The following is a 17,006-nucleotide window of genomic DNA, read 5'->3' on the forward strand; positions in this document are numbered from 1 at the left end:
GAGCACCACGGGCCCGTGGCGGGAGACCACCCGGCTACCGTGGAGTCCATGCCCCGGCCCACCGAGCTCACCGTGCCCACCGAGACCGGGCCGGGGCGCCTGCTCGTCTCCCCGGCCGCGACCCCCACGGCGCTGCTGTGGCTCGGCCACGGCGCGGGCGGGGGCGCCGGCGCCCAGGACCTCGCCTCCCTCGCCGACGAGCTCCCCCGCCACGGCGTCACGGTCGTGCGCCACGAGCAGCCGTGGGTGCTCGCCGGCCGGAGGATCGCCCCCCGTCCGGCCGCCCTCGACGCCGGGTGGCTGGCCGCCGCGCCGGCCGTGCGCGGGCTGGCGGACGGGCGGCCCGTGGTCGTCGGGGGACGCAGCGCCGGGGCGCGCGTGGCGTGCCGGACGGCCGCCGCGGTGGGCGCGTCCGCCGTCGTCTGCCTGGCCTTCCCCCTGCACCCTCCGGGCCGGCCGGAGCGCTCGCGGGCCGAGGAGCTGCTGCGGCCCACGGTCCCCGTGCTCGTGCTGCAGGGGACGCGGGACGCCTTCGGCTCGGCGGACGAGGTCGCGGCCGCCGCGGACGGCGCGCCGGCGGTCGACGTCGTCCCGGTGGAGGGCGCCGACCACGCGCTGACGGTCCGCCGTTCCGGGCCCCTGGGCCAGCAGGACGCGCTCGCGCTCGTCGCCGCGGAGCTGCGCCGCTTCCTCCGGGAGACTGGCACGACCCGCTGAGCACCGTCGGGGTTCCAGCGGCGCGTCGTCCAGGACTACCGTGAGAACCACAGGGTCACCGCGACCCGTCCGCGACCAGGGAGAGAACCGTCATGGCCCCCACCCCAGCATCCTCCGACCCGTACCGGCCCGATCCCTCCCCCGGGGACCAGCCGCGGAGTCCTGCGCCGGACCCGTCCGCCGCGGACCGCCCGGCGGCCGGCCGGGAACCGTCCGGCCGCCGGCAGGTGGGCACGGACCCCGCGCTGGACGAGCACCAGAAGCAGGGCGTCTCGGGCGCCATGTGGACGGCCCTGATCCTCGGCCTGGTGATCCTGGTCCTGCTGCTGGTGTTCATCCTGCAGAACAACGTCCCGGCGCGCTTCAACTACCTGGGGTGGGAGTTCAGCCTCCCCCTCGGCGTCGCCATGCTGCTCGCGGCGGTCGCCGGTGCCCTCATCATGGGCCTCGTCGGCTCCGTCCGGCTCTTCAAGCTCGGCCACCGGGTGCGCAAGCTCGAGAAGGAGCGCGCCGACATCAAACGGGCCCTGCGCTGATCCCCGCGCCCGCCCGGCCCGTCAGCGGCGGGTGTCGAGCTCTCGCACCAGACGGCGCGGCGCGGTGAGTCGGTAGGACGTCTCGACGAGCTCGGCGGCCTCGGCCCAGTCGGGGCCCGCCGGGGACAGGTCCAACCCGACCCAGCCCGAGGGCCACAGGTACGCCGGCTCGAAGAACCGCGTGTCGGCCAGCAGGGCCGGGCGCTCCTGCGGATCGGCCTTGACCAGCAGCGCCGCGTCGAAGGCGGTCGAGACGTCCCCTCGCAGCGTGCCGCCGTACACCGCGAAACCGGTCCTCGTGCAGAACCACGGGCGACCGTGGGAGATCCTCTCCTGCGCGCCGGGCAGCGCGAGGCAGATCGAGCGCACGCGGACCAGCACCGGATCGTCGCCGTCGAACTGGAGCGGGTGCGTCATGTCGTCCATGCTAGGCCGATCCATTGCGCGGACGGCATCAGGCAGTAGCCTGACAGCACCCGAACGAAGGATGGATCCCATGAGCTCTCCCGCACCCCCCGACGACCGCCCGGCACCCGAGGACGTCGAGCCGGTCGCCCCCGCGACCGCGGTCGACCTCACGAGCGGCACCGCCCACATCACGCCCGTGCTCGTCGACGGTGAGGCCCGCTACGCCGTGGACCTGCCCGACCAGCCCCTGGACGACGACGACGTGGCGAGCCTCGCCGTCGCGCTGCAGGTGGCGCAGTCCGGCCCTGCCGTCCTGGTGGACGTCGAGGACTACCTCGAGGCGGAGGCACCGCCGGAGGGCGCCACCGACGACCAGCTGTAGGCACCGGTGCGCTGCCGGGGCCACGGCGGCGCACCGGCCCCCGTGCGTCCGGGTGCCGCGCAGAGCATCGACGAGCCGGAGAACGCACTCGTCGGGAGCACACCCTGGCGGCCGATCCCCCCACGAGCCCACGATGGTCGTGCGGGCAGGGCCGACCGTCGCGGCGTCAGGGACGACGCGGACCCAGGGCGTGGGAGCGGACCCCTGTCGCGGCTGCACCGACGGGGGAGACACGATGGACGACATCATGACGGCGAGGGCGGGACAGCGCGCGCCCACCGCGCCGGGAGGAGCACCTGGAGGGCACAAGCTCTCGGTGCTCGTCCGGATCGATCTGGACGGCCGGCACGTGAGCCTGGTCGTCACGGGCCTGCTGACCGGCACCAACCAGCAGGCCCTGGCGCCGCTCGCGGTCCGCGCCCGAGCGCTGTTCCCTGAGGCGGACGTCACCGTGGACCTGCACCAGGCGCCCGAAGCGGAGCCCTCGGCCGTGGACCTCCTGCGCTGGAGCCTCGACGACGTGCAGCCGGTCACCGGCCCGGTGCGGATCACCGCGCCGGCCCGGTCCCGGGACCAGCAGTCGGAAGGCTTTCGGGCCGGAGGCACCCCGTGAGCACGTGGACCGCCGAGGCGACGGTCCGGACGACCCGCAGGGTGGACGCCTCCGCGGTCGGTGCCCTGAGCCGGATCATCTCGGCGGCGCACTGCGTCGCCCGGAGCAGCGGGGCGCAGGGCGCCTGCCTCCGGATCACCGTGGAGGCCGAGACGAGGGCCGGTGCGTACGGCACAGCACTGTCCCTGCTGGCCACCCAGGTGCTGCCGCACCTCGAGGGCGCGGATCTCACCGATCTGCGGATCGTGGCCGACGACCCGGTCCCGGCCCGGGAGACGGAGACCGTCCCCCACCGCGTCCCCATGGCTCCGTAGGAGCCCGGTCCAAGGTCTCCCCGCCCGCTGCTGGTGCGAGCCGTCGTACCCGGAGAACGTGATCGGGCTCCGGAGGCATCCGACCGGTGCCGGCAGCGGCAACCACGTCGCGGGTGCGACACAATCGTCGTGTGGACGACCTGCACGTGCCCCCGGGCCCCGGCGCGCCCCGCGGCCTCAGGGTGCCGGCGGGAGAGCTCGTCGAGCAGTTCTCGCACGCCTCCGGTCCGGGCGGCCAGGGCGTCAACACCACCGACTCACGGGTGCAGCTCAGCCTCGACCTGGCCACGACGACAGCGCTGAGCGACACCCAGCGCGAGCTCGTCCTGGACCGGCTCTCCGGGAGACTCTCGGGCACGGTGCTCACCGTCAGCGCCGCGGAGCACCGGCAGCAGCGGCGCAATCGTACTGCGGCGAGACAACGCCTTGCCGCCCTGCTCCGTGATGCCCTGGTTCCGGCCCTCGTCCGGCGACCGACCCGGCCCACGAACGGCTCGCGGCGGCGACGGCTCGAGGGAAAACGGCGGCGCTCCGAGACCAAGCAGCACCGCAGGCGCCCCGGGCCGGAGTGACCCGAGCGCCGGCACGGGTTGCCCGGCCCGCTCAGACGTTGAAGCGGAACTCCACCACGTCGCCGTCGCGCATGACGTAGTCCTTGCCCTCGATCCGGACCTTGCCGGCGGCCTTGGCGTCGGCCATGGACCCGGCGGCGTCGAGGTCCGCGAAGGAGACGATCTCGGCCTTGATGAAGCCGCGCTCGAAGTCGGTGTGGATGACGCCGGCGGCCTGCGGGGCGGTGGCGCCCACGGGGATGGTCCAGGCCCGGGACTCCTTGGGCCCGGCGGTGAGATAGGTCTGCAGCCCGAGGGTGTGGAACCCCGTGCGAGCGAGCTTGTCGAGACCGGCCTCGTCCTGCCCGGACATCTCCAGCATCTCCTTCGCCTCCTCCGCGTCGAGCTCCACGAGCTCGGACTCGAGCTTCGCGTCGAGGAACACGGCGTCGGCGGGTGCCACGAGCTCGCGCAGCTCCTGCTGCTTGGCCTCGTCGCCGAGCACCCCGTCGTCGGCGTTGAAGACGTAGATGAAGGGCTTGGCGGTGAGCAGGCTGAGGTCGCGCAGCTGGCCGACCTCGAGCTTCTCCTTCTCGGCCGCCCCGAAGATCGTGTCGCCGCGCTCAAGGATCGTCTGGGCCTGCTGCATCGCGGCGAGCTTGGCGGGGTCGGCCTTCTTGATCTTGACCTGCTTCTCGAGGCGCGGGATCGCGTTCTCGAGGGTCTGCAGGTCGGCCAGGATCAGCTCGGTGTTGATGGTCTCCATGTCCGAGGCGGGGTCGATCTCGCCGTCGACGTGGATCACGTCCGGGTCGTCGAACGCGCGGACCACCTGGGCGATCGCGTGGGCCTCGCGGATGTTGGCGAGGAACTGGTTGCCGAGCCCCTCCCCCTCGGACGCGCCCTTGACGATGCCGGCGATGTCCACGAAGGACACGGTCGCAGGCAGGATCCGGTCCGAGCCGTGGATCCCCGCGAGCCGGTCCAGCCGCGGGTCCGGCAGGTTGACCACGCCGATGTTCGGCTCGATGGTCGCGAACGGGTAGTTCGCCGCCAGGACGGTGTTGCGGGTCAGCGCGTTGAAGAGGGTGGACTTGCCGACGTTGGGCAGTCCGACGATTCCGATAGTAAGAGCCACGGGAGACCATCCTACCGGCCGCCGGGCCGGCACGCCCCCGCCGGTTCCGGGTCGCGTGACCGATGCCATGGGCGTGTCGCGGCACCGGGGCTTCCGGTACGGCGCGCCGTGGAGCAGAGTCGGAGCATGAGATCCTCCCCGGCCTCCAGCACCGCGCCGTCCGCGAGCGCCGCCGCCTCCCCGGCCGTCGACGTCTCCGGTGTCCGGAAGGGCTTCGGGCGCGGCGAGCGGCGCGTCCAGGCCGTGGACGGCGTGAGCCTGCGCGTCGAGCGCGGCGAGGTCGTCGCGCTGCTCGGGCCCAACGGCGCCGGGAAGACCACCCTCCTCGACATGGTGCTGGGGTTCACCGACCCCGACGACGGCACCGTGCGCACCCTGGGCGCCGCACCGCGCGAGAGCGTGCGCGCCGGGCGGATCGGCGCGGTCCTGCAGACCGGAGGGCTGCTCGACGACCTGTCCGTGCGGGAGACGGTCGCCATGGTCGCCACCCTGCACCGGAGCCCCCTCCCCGTGGACGAGGCCCTGGGCCGGGCGGGGGCCGCCGGGTTCGCGCGGCGGAAGGTCTCCAAGTGCTCGGGCGGCGAGCAGCAGCGGCTGCGCTTCGCGCTGGCCCTGCTGCCCGAGCCGGACCTGCTGGTCCTCGACGAGCCGACCGCGGGGATGGACGTCAGCGCCCGGCGGGAGTTCTGGGCCGCGATGCACGCCGAGGCGGAGCGCGGCCGGACGGTCGTGTTCGCGACCCACTACCTCGACGAGGCCGAGGAGTTCGCCGCGCGCACCGTGGTGCTCAAGGGCGGGCGGGTGGTCGCGGACGCCGCCACCGCCGAGGTCCAGGCCCTGGCCGGCCACCGGGTGGTCAGCTTCCGCTGGAAGGGGCCCGAGCCCGTCGTCGTCCCGGGGTCGACCCCGCTGGAGCCCGTCGGCGGGCGCCGGCGGCTCACGGGTCCCGACACGGACGCCATCGCCCGGCACCTGCTCACGACCCCGGGCGCGAGCGAGCTGGAGATCACCCACGCCGGGCTCGAGGAGGCCTTCCTGGGCCTCACCGCCGACTGACCGATCCCGCGACCCCCGTTCCGGCCCCTGGAGGACCAGCACCATGAGCATCGCCTATGCCGCCCACGACCTGCGCCGCAACGTGCGCATGGTCGAGAACACCTTCTTCGTCGTGGTCCTGCCCGCCGTGCTGTACGTGATGTTCACGGCGCTGGGGGACTTCTCCGACCTGCCGGTGGGCCACGGCAACGCCGGTGGGTACAACATGATCTCCATGGCGGTGTACGGCGCCGTCACCGCAACCACCTCGATCGCCGGCTCCGCCGCCGTGGAGCAGGCCCGCGGCTGGGGCCGCCAGATCGGGCTCACCCCGGCGCCGCGGCACGGGTACGTGCTCGCGAAGGTGGCCGTGGCCCTGGCCATGGCCGTCCTGCCCGTCCTCGTGGTCTACGCCGTGGGCGCCCTGACCGGTGCCGAGCTGGGCGGCTGGCGCTGGCCCGCCACCGCGGCGATCGTCGTGGCCGGCTCCTCGGTGTTCGCCCTCTACGGCCTGGCGGCCGGGCTGCTGTTCCGCTCCGAGTCCGCGGTGGGGGCGGCCTCCGGGATGCTCGTGGTGCTCAGCTTCTTCGGCAACCTCTTCGTCCCGCTCACCGGGGTGATGCTCGACATCGCGCGGTTCACCCCGCTCTACGGCCTGGCCGGGCTGGCCCGGTATCCGCTCGTGGAGGGTGACGTCGTGGCCACCAGCGGACCGCCCGTGGAGTCCGACCCCCTCTGGGCGCTGCTGCTCAACACCGGGTTCTGGACCGTGGTCTTCGCAGCCGTGGTGCTGCTGGCCGTGCGCCGGACCACGGTGCGGCGGTGATGACGCGGCGGGCAGGGCGGCCGAAGGAGCCGGCGTGAGCGCCGCTGCCGTGCGGTGTCCGGGTGGCGTGCCACACTGCTGGGCATGACTGTGAGCCTCGTCGTCGCCCTCGTCCTGCTCGCCCTCCTCGTGGGCGCCCTCCTGGGTGCCGCCGTGGCGCGGGCCCGTTCCGCCCGGGACGCGCGGGCGGCCGGGGAGGAGCGGGCCGGGCTGCAGGCCGAGCTCGCCGCCGTCCAGGACCGGCTCGTGGACCTGGCCTCCGAGCGGGCGGCGGCCGTGGAGGCGCGCGCCCAGCTCGAGGACCGGCTGCGGGACGCCGACGCCCGCTCCGTGCAGGACAACAACGTCCTGCGGGCCCTGGCGCCGGTGGCCCACCAGCTGCGCTCGGTCGAGGAGCACGTGACGGCGCTCGAGCGGGACCGGGCCGAGCAGTACGGGGGCATCGCCCAGGCCCTCGCCCACACCCGCGAGGTGGGCGACCACCTGCGCACGGCGACCACGTCCCTGTCCTCCGCGCTGCGCTCGGGCTCCGCGCGGGGCACGTGGGGTGAGGTGCAGCTGCGCCGGGTGGTCGAGGCGGCGGGGATGACCGCGCACGTCGACTTCCGGGAGCAGGTCGCCTCCAACGGCACCACCGCGGACGGCGAGCGCAGCGCCGTCCGCCCCGACATGGTCGTGCACCTGCCGGGGGACCGCGACATCGTCCTGGACGCCAAGGCGCCCATGACCGCGTACCTGCGCGCCCAGGACGCCGAGGACGACGCCGGGCGCCGGGCGCAGCTGGCCGGCCACGCGAAGGCCGTGCGCGGGCACGTGGACGCGCTGGCCTCGAAGAAGTACTGGGAGGCGCGGGACGCCTCCCCCGAACTGGTGCTGTGCTTCCTGCCCGCCGAGTCGGCGCTGTCCGCGGCCCTGGACGCGGACCCGACCCTGCTGGACCACGCCGCGAGCCGCAACGTGGCACTCGTGTCCCCGGTCTCGCTGCTCGCCTCGCTCAAGGCCGTGGCCTTCACGTGGCGGCAGAACGGGCTCACGGAGAACGCCAAGGAGCTCTTCGACCTCTCCCGCCAGCTCTACGAGCGGCTGGGCACGGTCGGCAAGCACCTCGACGACATGGGCCGGTCGCTGCAGAAGTCGGTCGAGACCTACAACCGGCTGACGGGCTCCGTGGAGACCCGGGTGTTCCCCACGGCCCGGCGGATCAACGACCTCGACCCCACGCTCGCGGAGGACGATCGCCTCACCACGCACCCGCTCGTGGTGGCACCGCGGCCGCTCACGGCCCCGGAGTTCACCGCCACGGCGCAGCTGCCGCAGTCGGTGGAGCGCCCGGGCCGCACCCGCTCGGGCGGCGGAGCGGCCGAACAGCTCGACGAGCGCGCGGCGGGCTGAACGAGGAGGATTGCCCGCGGCTCAGCAGGTGGGGCTGGTCCTGTGGCTCAGCGGGTGGGGCGGGCCCCGCGGCCGCCGAGCCGGTGGGAGGTGTCCCCGGCCGCGGTGAGCCGGGCGCGCAGCTCCTTGGGCAGGGAGAACAGCACGTCCTCCTCGGCGGTGACGACCTCCTCGACCTCGCCGTAGCCGTAGTCCGCGAGCAGGCGCAGCACGTCCTTGACGAGGACCTCCGGCACGGAGGCGCCGCTGGTGACGCCCACGGTGGCGACGCCCTCGAACCAGGCCTCGTCGACCTGGTTCGCGAAGTCCACGCGCTCGGCGCGGCGCGCGCCGTACTCGAGGGCGACCTCCTTGAGCCGCACGGAGTTCGAGGAGTTCGCCGAGCCCACGACGATCACGAGGTCCGCGTCCGGGGCGATCTTCTTGATCGCGGTCTGCCGGTTGGAGGTCGCGTAGCAGATGTCGTCGCTGGGCGGGTCCTGCAGCGAGGGGAAGCGCTCGCGCAGCTTTTGCACGGTCTCCAGGGTCTCGTCCACGCTGAGGGTGGTTTGGGACAGCCACACGACCTTGTCCGGGTCGCGGACCACGACCTGGCCGACCTCGTCGGGGCTGTTCACCACCTGGATGTGCTCCGGCGCCTCGCCGGAGGTGCCCTCGACCTCCTCGTGGCCGTCGTGGCCGATCAGCAGGATGTCGTAGTCGCTCTTCGCGAAGCGCACGGCCTCGCGGTGCACCTTGGTGACCAGCGGGCACGTGGCGTCGATGGTGTGCAGGTCGCGGGACTTCGCGGACTCGACCACGGCCGGGGAGACGCCGTGGGCGGAGAAGATCAGCAGGGACCCCTCGGGGACCTCGTCGGTCTCCTCGACGAACACGGCGCCCTGCTCCTCGAGGGTGCTCACCACGAACCTGTTGTGCACGATCTCCTTGCGCACGTACACCGGGGCGCCGTAGTGCTCGAGCGCCTTCTCCACGGCGACGACCGCGCGGTCCACACCGGCGCAATAGCCGCGGGGGGACGCGAGCAGGACCTTTTTCGGTCCGGCCACGGGAGCGGCGGCGGCCACGTCCTCCGGCGAGCGCCGGGAACGGGGGACGGTGGGCATGGAGAGCGCAACGGTGGTCGGCATGGCCTCCATGCTACGCGGTGGGGCGGGGCCCGCGCCGTGATCCGCCCGACACCAGGATGGCCCCCACGAGGCCCACGACGCCCGTGATCCCGGCCGCCCAGGCGGCCGTGGCCATCTGCTCGCCGAGGGAGCCGGTGAGCAGGACGACGACCCGGTCGGCGGCGAGCCGGACCACCGGGTCGGCGCCGAGCATTCCGGAGGCCCGCTGCACGCCCTGCTCCACGAGCAGCCACACGACGCCCAGCCCGGCGAGTGTGCCCAGTCCCAGCACGGCGAGCGTGGCGAAGCGGTGCCGCGTCACCAGCAGCGCGAGCACCGCGAGCACCGCGGCGGCCCACGTGAGCGGGACGGCCATGTCGGTGAGCCGGGTCCCCGCCTCGATCAGGCGCCCGGTGTTCGACCCCGGGACGGTGATCCGGCTCTCCCGGTCCGTCAGGCCGACGTCCACGCCCACGGCCCGCTGCACGGCCGCGTCGACCTCCTGGAGGACCGGGCCGATGTCCAGCACGAGGTTCTTCGGCGCCTCATCCACCCCGCCGTCCACGGGGACGTTGGCCTCGTGCGTGCGGGCGAGCGACTCCGTCCACGCGCGCTGGTAGGCGGGATCCGAGGTGAGGTCTGCGGCGACGTCGGCGGCCCGGCGGACGGCGTCCTCGAGGATCCGGTCGAGGAACCCGACGCCGGTGGCCCGCTCCCCCACGATCCGGTCGGCCATCTGCTCCACGGCGGTGCGGGCCAGCTCTTCCTGGAACGGCCGGTCCTCGGCGAGGGTGCCCACCACCCGGGTGAACCCGTCGCGGGAGACCACGGTGTCCTGGGCCCAGTGCAGGGGCACGAGCAGGGCCACGAGAGACGCGGCGGCCAGGCCGAGGACGGTGCCGAGGCCGGTGCGCAGGACCGTCGCGGCGCGTCGTCGGGAACGGGGTCCGGAGGCGGGGGGTGCTGAGGGGCTCACGGAACCACTGTACGCACGACGAGGAGCGTGCACGGCTGTCCCCGTCGGGTGGTAAGCATGAGTCATGACGTATCTGGAGCCGCAGCAGGACGCGCCGGCGGGCGGCGAACGGGAGCTGCCGTCCCGGGCGGACCGGACCACCCCGGAGAACCCGTGGCCGCTGCGGATGCTCTCCGAGAACCTGCACGCCTACATCGCCCGCTGCGCGCCCACGTGGGTGGAGGGGCAGATCATCGAGCTCAACCGGCGCGCCCGCGTCACCTACGTGACCCTGCGGGACGTCGACGCCGAGATCTCCGTGCCCGTGACGCTGTTCGCCAACGAGACCGCCCACCTGGACCGCCCGCTGGAGAAGGGCATGCGGGTGGTCGCACAGCTCAAGCCGGACTTCTGGGCCAAGACCGGCCGGTTGTCGATGCTGGGCCGCGGCATCCGCCCGGTGGGGCTGGGGGACCTGCTGGAGCGGCTCGAGCGCCTGCGGCGGGTGCTCGCCGAGGAGGGGCTCTTCGACGACGCCCGGAAGAAGCCGCTGCCGCTGCTGCCCCGTCGCGTCGGCCTCGTCACGGGGCGCAACTCCGACGCCGAGAAGGACGTCATTCGCAACGCGTCCCTGCGCTGGCCGGCCGTGGACTTCGAGGTGCGGGAGGTCGCCGTGCAGGGCGCCGGGGCGGTGCGCGCCGTGACGCAGGCGCTGCGCGAGCTCGACGGCATGCCGGAGGTGGACGTCATCGTGATCGCCCGCGGCGGCGGATCCTTCGAGGACCTGCTCGCCTTCAGCGACGAGTCCCTGGTCCGCGCCGTGGCGGCCGCCGGGACCCCGGTGGTCAGTGCCATCGGGCACGAGAACGACCAGCCGCTGCTCGACCGGGTGGCCGATCTGCGGGCCTCGACGCCCACGGACGCCGGCAAGCGGATCGTCCCCGACGTCGTCGAGGAGCGCGCCGGGGTGGCCCGGGCGCGGGCGGGCCTGGACCGCGCCGTGCGGGGCTTCCTGGACCGGGAGACCTCCGGTCTCGCCGCCGTGCGCTCCCGGCCCGCCCTGGCCCAGCCGGAGGACATGATCCTGCTCCGGGAGGAGGACGTGGACCGGTGGCGCACCCGGGCGCTGTCCGCGGTGGACTCCCGCACGCTGCGGGAGCTCGACGCCGTGCGGCACCTGCGCGCCCGGGTGCGGGCGCTGTCGCCCGAGGAGACCCTGCAGCGCGGCTACGCCGTGGTCCTGGACGCCTCCGGCGCTGTGGTCACCGACGCAACCGCCGTGCGCGCCGGGGACCTGCTGGGGGTGCGCCTGGCAGCGGGCGAGCTCGGCGTGCGCACCGAGACCGTGTCCGCCCGGCGCCCGGGCGAGCGCCCGGGCTCCCCCTGATCCCCCGCGGCACCGACACCCCGACCGTCCCCGACCCTTCCGAGCGAGAGGCGCCACCCATGGCGAGCACCGACCACCCCGCAGCACCCGACCTGTCCGACATCGCCGGCCTGGGCTACGAGCAGGCCCGCGAGGAGCTCGTGCAGGTCGTCTCCCGGCTCGAGGCCGGGGGCACGTCCCTCGAGGAGTCCCTCGCGCTCTGGGAGCGCGGTGAGGCGCTGGCCACCCGGTGCGAGCAGTGGCTCGACGGCGCCCGCGAGCGGCTCGACGCGGCCCGGAGCCGGCGCGCGGACACCGACGGCGAGGGCGTCAGCGGTGACGAGGGCGCCGGGCGCGGCTGAGCCCTCACCGCCGCGGGGTCAGAGCTCGGCGAGGCGCCGGCGCGCGTCCTCGACGTCGTAGCCGGGGTCCGGCCAGTCGAGCCGCAGACCGCTGAGCGCGGAGATCAGCAGGTCCTGGACCACGGCCCGGGCGTACCACTTCCGGTCGGTGGGCACCACGTACCAGGGCGCGTGGGCGGCGTCGGTGGCGTCGATGGCCCGTTCGTAGGCGGCCATGTAGGTGTCCCACCGGCTGCGGGCCTCGAGGTCCGCGGGGTCGAACTTCCACTGCTTCGTCCGGTCGCCGATGCGGGCGAGGAGGTTCTCGCGCTGCTCGTCGAGGCCCAGGTGCAAAAACACCTTGACGACGACCACCCCGTCGTCGGCGAGCTCCTGCTCGAAGTGCCGGATCTCGGTGTATCGCCGCTCGAGCTGCCTGTCGTCGAGCACGTCGTGCACCACGGGCACGAGCACGTCCTCGTAGTGGGACCGGTCGAACGCGCCGATCACGCCGGGACGGGGCAGCTGGCGCCGCACCCGCTGGAGGAAGTGCTGGGCGGCCTCCTCCTCGGTGGGCCGGCCGAAGCCGTGGGTGTGCACGCCGTGCGGGCTCAGCCCGCCCAGGACATGCTGGATGACGCCGCCCTTCCCGGAGGTGTCCATGCCCTGCAGCACGAGGAGCACCCGGTGCCGGGCGCCCACCGTGGCGTTGGCGTAGATCTGGCGCTGCAGCTCGGACAGCTCGGCGTCCCGGGAGACGCGCAGCGCGGTGCCGAGCTTCTTGTTCCCCGTGAACCCCGGGGTGGAGCCGGTGTCCACGGCGTCCAGGGACAGCCCCGGACGGGCGCGCAGCAGGGGCCGCACGTCCTGCTCGAACCCCGTGCCGGGGCTCTGGTCGGCTGTGCTCATGCGGGACCTCCTGGGGGTGCGGGGCGGGCCGCGGTGCGCGGCCCGCCGTTCACTGGCGGTAGTTGCCGAGGAACTCCTCGATCCGGTCCAGCGCCGTGGCCAGCATCTCCACGGACGGCAGGGTGACGAGCCGGAAGTGGTCGGGCTCCGGCCAGTTGAACGCCCGGCCGTGGCTGACGAGGATTTTCTGCTCCTTGAGCAGGTCGAGAGCGAACTTCTCGTCGTCGACGATGTTGAACTTCTCCACGTCGAGCTTGGGGAACAGGTACAGAGCGCCGTCGGCCTGCCGGCAGGACACGCCGTCGATCTCGTTGAGCCGCCGGTGGGCGAGGTCACGCTGGGCCTTGAGCCGCCCGCCCGGGAGGATGAGGTCGTTGATCGACTGGTAGCCGCCCAGTGCGGTCTGGATCGCGTGCTGGGCGGGGACGTTGGCGCACATGCGCATGTTGGCGAGCAGCTTGATGCCCTCGATGAAGCTCTCGGCCTTCCAGTTGGGCCCGGTGATCGCGAGCCACCCGGCGCGGTACCCGGCCACCCGGTAGGCCTTGGAGAGTCCGGAGAAGGTCAGGCAGAGCACGTCCTCGCCGGTGAGGGTCGCGGCGTTGACCATCTCCGCGGCGTCGTAGGTGATCTTCTCGTAGATCTCGTCCGAGAACAGGATCAGCTCGTGCTCCGCGGCGAGGTCCACGATGGTCTGCAGGACCTCGCGGGAGTACACCGCGCCGGTGGGGTTGTTCGGGTTGATGATCACGATGCCCTTGGTGTTGGGGGTGATCTTCGCCGCGAGGTCCTCCAGGTCCGGGTTCCAGTCGTTGTCCTCCTCGCACCGGTAGTGCACGGGGGTGCCGCCGGACAGGGCCACGGAGGCGGTCCACAGCGGGTAGTCCGGGGACGGGATGAGGATCTCGTCGCCCGGGTTGCACAGCGCCTGCAGCGTCATGGTGATGAGCTCGGAGACGCCGTTGCCGAGGTACACATCGTCGGTGTCGAGGTTCATGATCCCGCGCGTCTGGTAGTACTGCACCACGGCGGTGCGCGCCGAGTAGATGCCGCGGGAGTCCGAGTAGCCCTGCGCGTTGGGCAGGTTCTTGATCATGTCCACGAGGATCGCGTCGGGTGCCTCGAAGCCGAACGGCGCGGGGTTGCCGATGTTGAGCTTGAGGATCCGGTGACCCTCCGCCTCCATGTGCTCCGCCTGCTCCAGCACAGGACCGCGGATGTCGTAGAGGACGTTCTTGAGCTTGTCGGACTGCTTCACCACTGACATGCGGTACACCCTACCCCCGGGCCGTACGCGGTCCGGGGCACCCTCAGTGCGCCGCTCAGGTGTCGTCGCCGCCCTCGAGCCAGTACCGCGCGGCCTCCTCGGGCGTGTACGGGTCGCGGGCCGAGGTCATCCGGGTCATCAGCACCAGGTCGTCGGTGCCGATCTGCGCGGAGACCGCGTCGACGACGTCCGCGGCCGCGTCCGGCAGATCCTGCGCGGCCACGGGGACCACGCGCTGCGGGACGAAGTTGTTGAGCGGGTCGGCCAGGACCACGAGGGCGTTGTCCTCGATGGCGGGCAAGGCCGTGAACAGGACCGCGGCCTGCACCCGGTCCTCGAGCAGGGCGTCCACGAGGTCGTCCTGGGCGCCGAACGGCACGAACCTGCTGGGCACGCACTCGTAGGCCTCCTCCAGTCCCTCCGGCCCGTAGGAGCGGCCCGCGAAGTCGAGGTCCGTGCCCAGGGCCAGGCCGCCGCACACCGGGCCCAGGTCCTCCAGGTCGCTGAGCCCGTGCTCGACGGCGGTCGGACGGGTCACGACGAGCGCCACCGTGTTCTCCGCCGGCGCCGGCTCGAGGGTCCGCAGTCCCTCGGGCAGCACGTCCTGCACCCCCGCCAGCACGTCGTCGTCGTCCGCTCGCTCCTCCCCCAGCCCCAGCAGCTCGGAGAGGTCCTCGGCGAGCCCGCCGTCCTCGGCGTCCGGGGACGGCGTTGGGGTGGGAGTCGCGCCGTCCGTGGGCGCCGCGGTGGCGGGGCCCACGGGGGCCCGGCCGCGCAGGTGCAGATAGAGATTGCCGGAGTAGTCGGCGGCGACCTCCACGTCCCCCCGCTCGAGGGCCCCGAGGTAGTCGGCGCGGTTGGTCCCGGCGTCGACCACGCTCGCGTCGAAGCCCGCCTCCTGGAGCCGCCCGGCGTAGACGTGGGCGAGCACGGCGGTCTGCCCGGTGGGCCCCGCGGCGATCCGCACCGGTTCCGCGGCGGGGGCCGTCACGGTGACCGGGGGCTGCTCCGGAGCCTCGCCGCCGCACCCGGTGAGCACGGCGACGGCGAGCAGGCCCGCGGTGGTGCGACGGCAGCTCACCGGCCCTTCCCCCTTGCCGCAGGGCCCGCGGAGTCGGGGTCCGAGGGCCCCGCGGCGACGAGCCCGGCCAGTGCGAGGCCCACGGGCACGAGGCCGACCAGCGGCAGCTGCGGCAGCGCCGCCAGGGGGAACCAGCGGGCCTCGTCGGACGAGCCGTCCTGCTCCGACGTGAGCGTCCCGCCGGTGATGTGGGCGCGGTAGATCACGCGCAGGGCGTGGAAGGGCCGGTCGCGGCCGTCCAGCCGTTCGCCGGCGTCCATGTGGCGGCTGTGCACGCCCAGCAGCTCGTCGAGCTCCACGGTGAATCCGGTCTCCTCGTGGACCTCCCGGAGCGCGGTCTGCGCGGGCTGCTCCCCGATCTCCATGCCTCCACCGGGCAGGCTCCACGCCCCCTGCAGCGTGGGGTGGCGGGGATTCCAGTGGCTCAGCAGCACCGCCCCGTCCTGGACGATCACGGCGTAGGCACCCACCCGGGTGTCCATGGGGAAACTCATGCCCCCATTCTAGGAACGCCCGGGGAGGGGCGCCGACAGCCCCCGGCGGGCGGCCCGGCGGATCGGCGCCCCGCTCCGGGCGGCCGCGGTGCCGCCCGGGGGTCCGCCGTGCCGCCACGACCGGCCTCGAGCCCGTCGCCCGGGTCGCTCCCGGGCACCCGGGGACGATGGACGCAGGAGCATCGTCCACCACGCCGTCCACCAGGACGCCACCGGGACGGTCGCCTCCGGGGAGATCCACAACGTCACGGAACCCGGCTTCGTGATCACCGTCCGGCAGTCCGAGCACGGGCGCGTCGGACGGGTCCGATCGCGGGCGGAGTCGCAGCCCGTGCTGCTGGGGACCGGCGCGGAGGCGGTGCTGTACGCGGTGCTCGACCAGACCGTGGACGACCATCACCCCGTGGTCGACGGGCTCGAGCACGACATCGACAAGAGCTCGGACGCCCTGTTCTCGGGGTCCGGGGACGGCGTCGTCTCGCGGCGCATCTGTCAGCTCACCCGGGAGGTCAGCGCGTTCCACCGGGCGGTCGCGCCGCTGGAGATGGAGCTGCGCCGGTTCCTCGAGGAGCTCGCCGCGCGGCAGAACGAGGCCGCGATCGAGCAGAACGAGCAGATGAAGCGGATCTCCTCCTGGGCGGCGATCCTGTTCGCACCCTCGATCGTCGGCTCCGTGTACGGGATGAACTTCCGCTTCATGCCGGAGCTGTCGTGGGCGTGGAGCCATCCCATGGCGCTGGTACTGACGCTCCTGACGGGCGTGGTGCTCTACACCGTGTTCCGGCTCGAACGGTGGTGGTGACCGCCGCGGTCACAGCTGACCGCGGTCGCGGCGAGCGGCGTCGGACAGGCCCCGGCGGCTGCGCAGCACCCGCCGGAGCACCCACCACGCGACGAGGACCACCACGGTGACGACCACGATCCGGGAGAAGATCCCGGCGTACCGCTCGGCGACGTGCCAGTTCTCGCCGAGGTAGTACCCGGCGAGCACGAAGATGGTGTTCCAGATGAGGGAGCCCGCCGTGGTGAGCAGGACGAACGCGCCGAAGGACATCCGCTCGATGCCTGCGGGGACCGAGATCAGCGATCGGAAGACGGGGATCATGCGCCCGAAGAAGACCGCGGCCCTCCCGTGCCGCTCGAACCACGCCTCGGTGCGGTCCAGGTCGTGCAGGTCGACGAGCGGCATCCGGTCCACGATCTCCCGCAGCCGGCGGCGGCCGAGCGCGGCACCGATCCAGTAAAGGGCCACGGCGCCGACCGCCGAGCCCAGGGTCGCCCAGAAGATCACTGCGCCCAGCGAGAAGCTGCCCTGGCTCGCGGTGAAACCGGCCAGCGGGAGGATCACCTCGGACGGCAGCGGGGGGAAGAGGTTCTCGAGCGCGACGAGCAGTCCGGCGCCCGGAGCGCCGATGGCCTCCATGACGTCGACGGCCCAGTCGGCGATCCCGCCCAGCGTCTCGGCACCGGCCGCCTGGGCCCCGGTGTCCTGGGCGGCGAGGACGGCCGCGCCCGGGGTCGCGCTCGGGTCGGGGGCGGCGGGCAGTGCGGGGCTGGCTGCAGTCATGGGTC

At 73.6% G+C, this 17,006-nt stretch carries 21 protein-coding genes; 12 read left to right on the forward strand and 9 right to left on the reverse strand.

What is annotated here, in order from left to right; all coding sequences use genetic code 11:
- Nucleotides 1–48 precede the first annotated feature (48 nt).
- Entirely contained in the window at nt 49–717 is a 669-nt protein-coding gene (locus ACFYE1_RS00890) for an alpha/beta hydrolase family protein (protein ID WP_387738956.1), read from the forward strand.
- A gap of 92 nt (nt 718–809) precedes the next feature.
- The gene (locus ACFYE1_RS00895) at nt 810–1,253 is read left to right on the forward strand and encodes a LapA family protein (protein WP_387738958.1); all 444 of its coding nucleotides are present in this window, start codon (nt 810–812) and stop codon (nt 1,251–1,253) included.
- Nucleotides 1,254–1,274: 21 nt separating this feature from the next.
- Here the strand turns inward: ACFYE1_RS00895 and ACFYE1_RS00900 are convergent, their stop codons facing one another.
- Complete coding sequence (locus ACFYE1_RS00900) at nt 1,275–1,679, reverse strand: MmcQ/YjbR family DNA-binding protein (protein WP_387738959.1); 405 nt, start codon at nt 1,677–1,679, stop codon at nt 1,275–1,277.
- A gap of 70 nt (nt 1,680–1,749) precedes the next feature.
- Between ACFYE1_RS00900 and ACFYE1_RS00905 the strand changes: the two genes are divergently transcribed.
- The 4 genes from ACFYE1_RS00905 (at nt 1,750) to arfB (ending at nt 3,542) form a co-directional block, all read left to right on the forward strand.
- Nucleotides 1,750–2,043 carry a hypothetical protein gene (locus ACFYE1_RS00905; protein ID WP_387738961.1) on the forward strand — a complete coding sequence of 98 codons (294 nt, stop codon included), beginning with the start codon at nt 1,750–1,752 and terminating at the stop codon, nt 2,041–2,043.
- Nucleotides 2,044–2,278: 235 nt separating this feature from the next.
- On the forward strand, nt 2,279–2,656 hold the full coding sequence (locus tag ACFYE1_RS00910) for a hypothetical protein (protein WP_387738963.1): 378 nt from the start codon (nt 2,279–2,281) through the stop codon (nt 2,654–2,656).
- A complete protein-coding gene (locus ACFYE1_RS00915) occupies nt 2,653–2,970 on the forward strand; it encodes a hypothetical protein (RefSeq protein WP_387738965.1) in 318 nt (105 codons plus the stop codon). Before ACFYE1_RS00910 ends, ACFYE1_RS00915 begins: the two co-directional genes overlap by 4 nt.
- Nucleotides 2,971–3,101: 131 nt before the next feature.
- Nucleotides 3,102–3,542: an alternative ribosome rescue aminoacyl-tRNA hydrolase ArfB gene (gene arfB / locus ACFYE1_RS00920; RefSeq protein WP_387738966.1), complete on the forward strand. Its 441-nt coding sequence runs from the start codon at nt 3,102–3,104 to the stop codon at nt 3,540–3,542.
- Between the two features lie 31 nt (nt 3,543–3,573).
- Here the strand turns inward: arfB and ychF are convergent, their stop codons facing one another.
- Nucleotides 3,574–4,659 (reverse strand): redox-regulated ATPase YchF, encoded by a 1,086-nt coding sequence (ychF, locus tag ACFYE1_RS00925; protein WP_387738968.1) that lies wholly within the window; start codon nt 4,657–4,659, stop codon nt 3,574–3,576.
- A gap of 126 nt (nt 4,660–4,785) precedes the next feature.
- On the opposite strand from ychF, the gene ACFYE1_RS00930 reads away from it, so the two are divergent.
- The 3 genes from ACFYE1_RS00930 to ACFYE1_RS00940 all read left to right on the forward strand — a co-directional run bounded on the left by ACFYE1_RS00930 (nt 4,786) and on the right by ACFYE1_RS00940 (nt 7,912).
- The gene (locus ACFYE1_RS00930) at nt 4,786–5,715 is read left to right on the forward strand and encodes an ABC transporter ATP-binding protein (protein ID WP_387738970.1); all 930 of its coding nucleotides are present in this window, start codon (nt 4,786–4,788) and stop codon (nt 5,713–5,715) included.
- A gap of 43 nt (nt 5,716–5,758) precedes the next feature.
- On the forward strand, nt 5,759–6,520 hold the full coding sequence (locus tag ACFYE1_RS00935; protein ID WP_387738972.1) for an ABC transporter permease: 762 nt from the start codon (nt 5,759–5,761) through the stop codon (nt 6,518–6,520).
- A gap of 84 nt (nt 6,521–6,604) precedes the next feature.
- Nucleotides 6,605–7,912, forward strand: a complete 1,308-nt coding sequence (locus ACFYE1_RS00940) for a DNA recombination protein RmuC (protein WP_387738975.1) — start codon at nt 6,605–6,607, stop codon at nt 7,910–7,912.
- 47 nt (nt 7,913–7,959) lie between these two features.
- Here ACFYE1_RS00940 and ACFYE1_RS00945 read toward each other — a convergent pair whose 3' ends face one another.
- Together ACFYE1_RS00945 and ACFYE1_RS00950 are read right to left on the reverse strand one after the other, a co-directional pair.
- On the reverse strand, nt 7,960–9,042 hold the full coding sequence (locus tag ACFYE1_RS00945; protein WP_387738977.1) for a 4-hydroxy-3-methylbut-2-enyl diphosphate reductase: 1,083 nt from the start codon (nt 9,040–9,042) through the stop codon (nt 7,960–7,962).
- Nucleotides 9,043–9,052: 10 nt separating this feature from the next.
- Entirely contained in the window at nt 9,053–9,997 is a 945-nt protein-coding gene (locus ACFYE1_RS00950) for a hypothetical protein (RefSeq protein WP_387738979.1), read from the reverse strand.
- A gap of 64 nt (nt 9,998–10,061) precedes the next feature.
- Between ACFYE1_RS00950 and xseA the strand changes: the two genes are divergently transcribed.
- Entirely contained in the window at nt 10,062–11,363 is a 1,302-nt protein-coding gene (xseA, locus tag ACFYE1_RS00955) for an exodeoxyribonuclease VII large subunit (RefSeq protein ID WP_387738981.1), read from the forward strand.
- 59 nt (nt 11,364–11,422) lie between these two features.
- Complete coding sequence (locus ACFYE1_RS00960; protein ID WP_387738983.1) at nt 11,423–11,704, forward strand: exodeoxyribonuclease VII small subunit; 282 nt, start codon at nt 11,423–11,425, stop codon at nt 11,702–11,704.
- A gap of 18 nt (nt 11,705–11,722) precedes the next feature.
- On the opposite strand, the gene ACFYE1_RS00965 is transcribed toward ACFYE1_RS00960, so the two are convergent.
- Genes ACFYE1_RS00965 through ACFYE1_RS00980 form a run of 4 tightly spaced genes read right to left on the reverse strand, consistent with a single transcriptional unit; the run spans nt 11,723 to nt 15,434 of the window.
- The gene (locus ACFYE1_RS00965; protein ID WP_387738985.1) at nt 11,723–12,592 is read right to left on the reverse strand and encodes a PPK2 family polyphosphate kinase; all 870 of its coding nucleotides are present in this window, start codon (nt 12,590–12,592) and stop codon (nt 11,723–11,725) included.
- Nucleotides 12,593–12,641: 49 nt separating this feature from the next.
- The gene (locus tag ACFYE1_RS00970) at nt 12,642–13,859 is read right to left on the reverse strand and encodes a pyridoxal phosphate-dependent aminotransferase (RefSeq protein WP_387738987.1); all 1,218 of its coding nucleotides are present in this window, start codon (nt 13,857–13,859) and stop codon (nt 12,642–12,644) included.
- A 55-nt stretch (nt 13,860–13,914) separates the two neighbouring features.
- Nucleotides 13,915–14,940, reverse strand: a complete 1,026-nt coding sequence (locus ACFYE1_RS00975) for a glycine betaine ABC transporter substrate-binding protein (protein ID WP_387738989.1) — start codon at nt 14,938–14,940, stop codon at nt 13,915–13,917.
- Nucleotides 14,937–15,434, reverse strand: a complete 498-nt coding sequence (locus tag ACFYE1_RS00980) for an NUDIX hydrolase (RefSeq protein WP_387738992.1) — start codon at nt 15,432–15,434, stop codon at nt 14,937–14,939. The genes ACFYE1_RS00975 and ACFYE1_RS00980 overlap by 4 nt, the downstream gene beginning before the upstream one ends.
- Nucleotides 15,435–15,522: 88 nt before the next feature.
- Here ACFYE1_RS00980 and ACFYE1_RS00985 point away from each other — a divergent pair, with 88 nt between their 5' ends.
- Nucleotides 15,523–16,236 (forward strand): CorA family divalent cation transporter, encoded by a 714-nt coding sequence (locus ACFYE1_RS00985; protein WP_387738994.1) that lies wholly within the window; start codon nt 15,523–15,525, stop codon nt 16,234–16,236.
- A 9-nt stretch (nt 16,237–16,245) separates the two neighbouring features.
- Here the strand turns inward: ACFYE1_RS00985 and ACFYE1_RS00990 are convergent, their stop codons facing one another.
- Nucleotides 16,246–17,001 carry a DedA family protein gene (locus ACFYE1_RS00990; protein WP_387738995.1) on the reverse strand — a complete coding sequence of 252 codons (756 nt, stop codon included), beginning with the start codon at nt 16,999–17,001 and terminating at the stop codon, nt 16,246–16,248.
- Between the last annotated feature and the right edge of the window lie 5 nt (nt 17,002–17,006).

The sequence above is a fragment of the Kocuria nitroreducens genome, assembly GCF_042879195.1.
GTDB lineage: Bacteria > Actinomycetota > Actinomycetes > Actinomycetales > Micrococcaceae > Kocuria > Kocuria nitroreducens.

Excerpts from the sequence above, each read along its gene's own strand:
- ACFYE1_RS00890 (WP_387738956.1), top strand. The coding sequence starts at position 49 with ATGCCCCGGCCCACCGAGCTCACCGTGCCCACCGAGACCGGGCCGGGG.
- ACFYE1_RS00895 (WP_387738958.1), top strand. The coding sequence starts at position 810 with ATGGCCCCCACCCCAGCATCCTCCGACCCGTACCGGCCCGATCCCTCC.
- ACFYE1_RS00900 (WP_387738959.1), bottom strand. The coding sequence starts at position 1,679 with ATGGACGACATGACGCACCCGCTCCAGTTCGACGGCGACGATCCGGTG.
- ACFYE1_RS00905 (WP_387738961.1), top strand. The coding sequence starts at position 1,750 with ATGAGCTCTCCCGCACCCCCCGACGACCGCCCGGCACCCGAGGACGTC.
- ACFYE1_RS00910 (WP_387738963.1), top strand. The coding sequence starts at position 2,279 with ATGGACGACATCATGACGGCGAGGGCGGGACAGCGCGCGCCCACCGCG.
- ACFYE1_RS00930 (WP_387738970.1), top strand. The coding sequence starts at position 4,786 with ATGAGATCCTCCCCGGCCTCCAGCACCGCGCCGTCCGCGAGCGCCGCC.
- ACFYE1_RS00935 (WP_387738972.1), top strand. The coding sequence starts at position 5,759 with ATGAGCATCGCCTATGCCGCCCACGACCTGCGCCGCAACGTGCGCATG.
- ACFYE1_RS00940 (WP_387738975.1), top strand. The coding sequence starts at position 6,605 with ATGACTGTGAGCCTCGTCGTCGCCCTCGTCCTGCTCGCCCTCCTCGTG.
- ACFYE1_RS00945 (WP_387738977.1), bottom strand. The coding sequence starts at position 9,042 with ATGCCGACCACCGTTGCGCTCTCCATGCCCACCGTCCCCCGTTCCCGG.
- xseA (WP_387738981.1), top strand. The coding sequence starts at position 10,062 with ATGACGTATCTGGAGCCGCAGCAGGACGCGCCGGCGGGCGGCGAACGG.
- ACFYE1_RS00960 (WP_387738983.1), top strand. The coding sequence starts at position 11,423 with ATGGCGAGCACCGACCACCCCGCAGCACCCGACCTGTCCGACATCGCC.
- ACFYE1_RS00965 (WP_387738985.1), bottom strand. The coding sequence starts at position 12,592 with ATGAGCACAGCCGACCAGAGCCCCGGCACGGGGTTCGAGCAGGACGTG.
- ACFYE1_RS00970 (WP_387738987.1), bottom strand. The coding sequence starts at position 13,859 with ATGTCAGTGGTGAAGCAGTCCGACAAGCTCAAGAACGTCCTCTACGAC.
- ACFYE1_RS00980 (WP_387738992.1), bottom strand. The coding sequence starts at position 15,434 with ATGAGTTTCCCCATGGACACCCGGGTGGGTGCCTACGCCGTGATCGTC.
- ACFYE1_RS00990 (WP_387738995.1), bottom strand. The coding sequence starts at position 17,001 with ATGACTGCAGCCAGCCCCGCACTGCCCGCCGCCCCCGACCCGAGCGCG.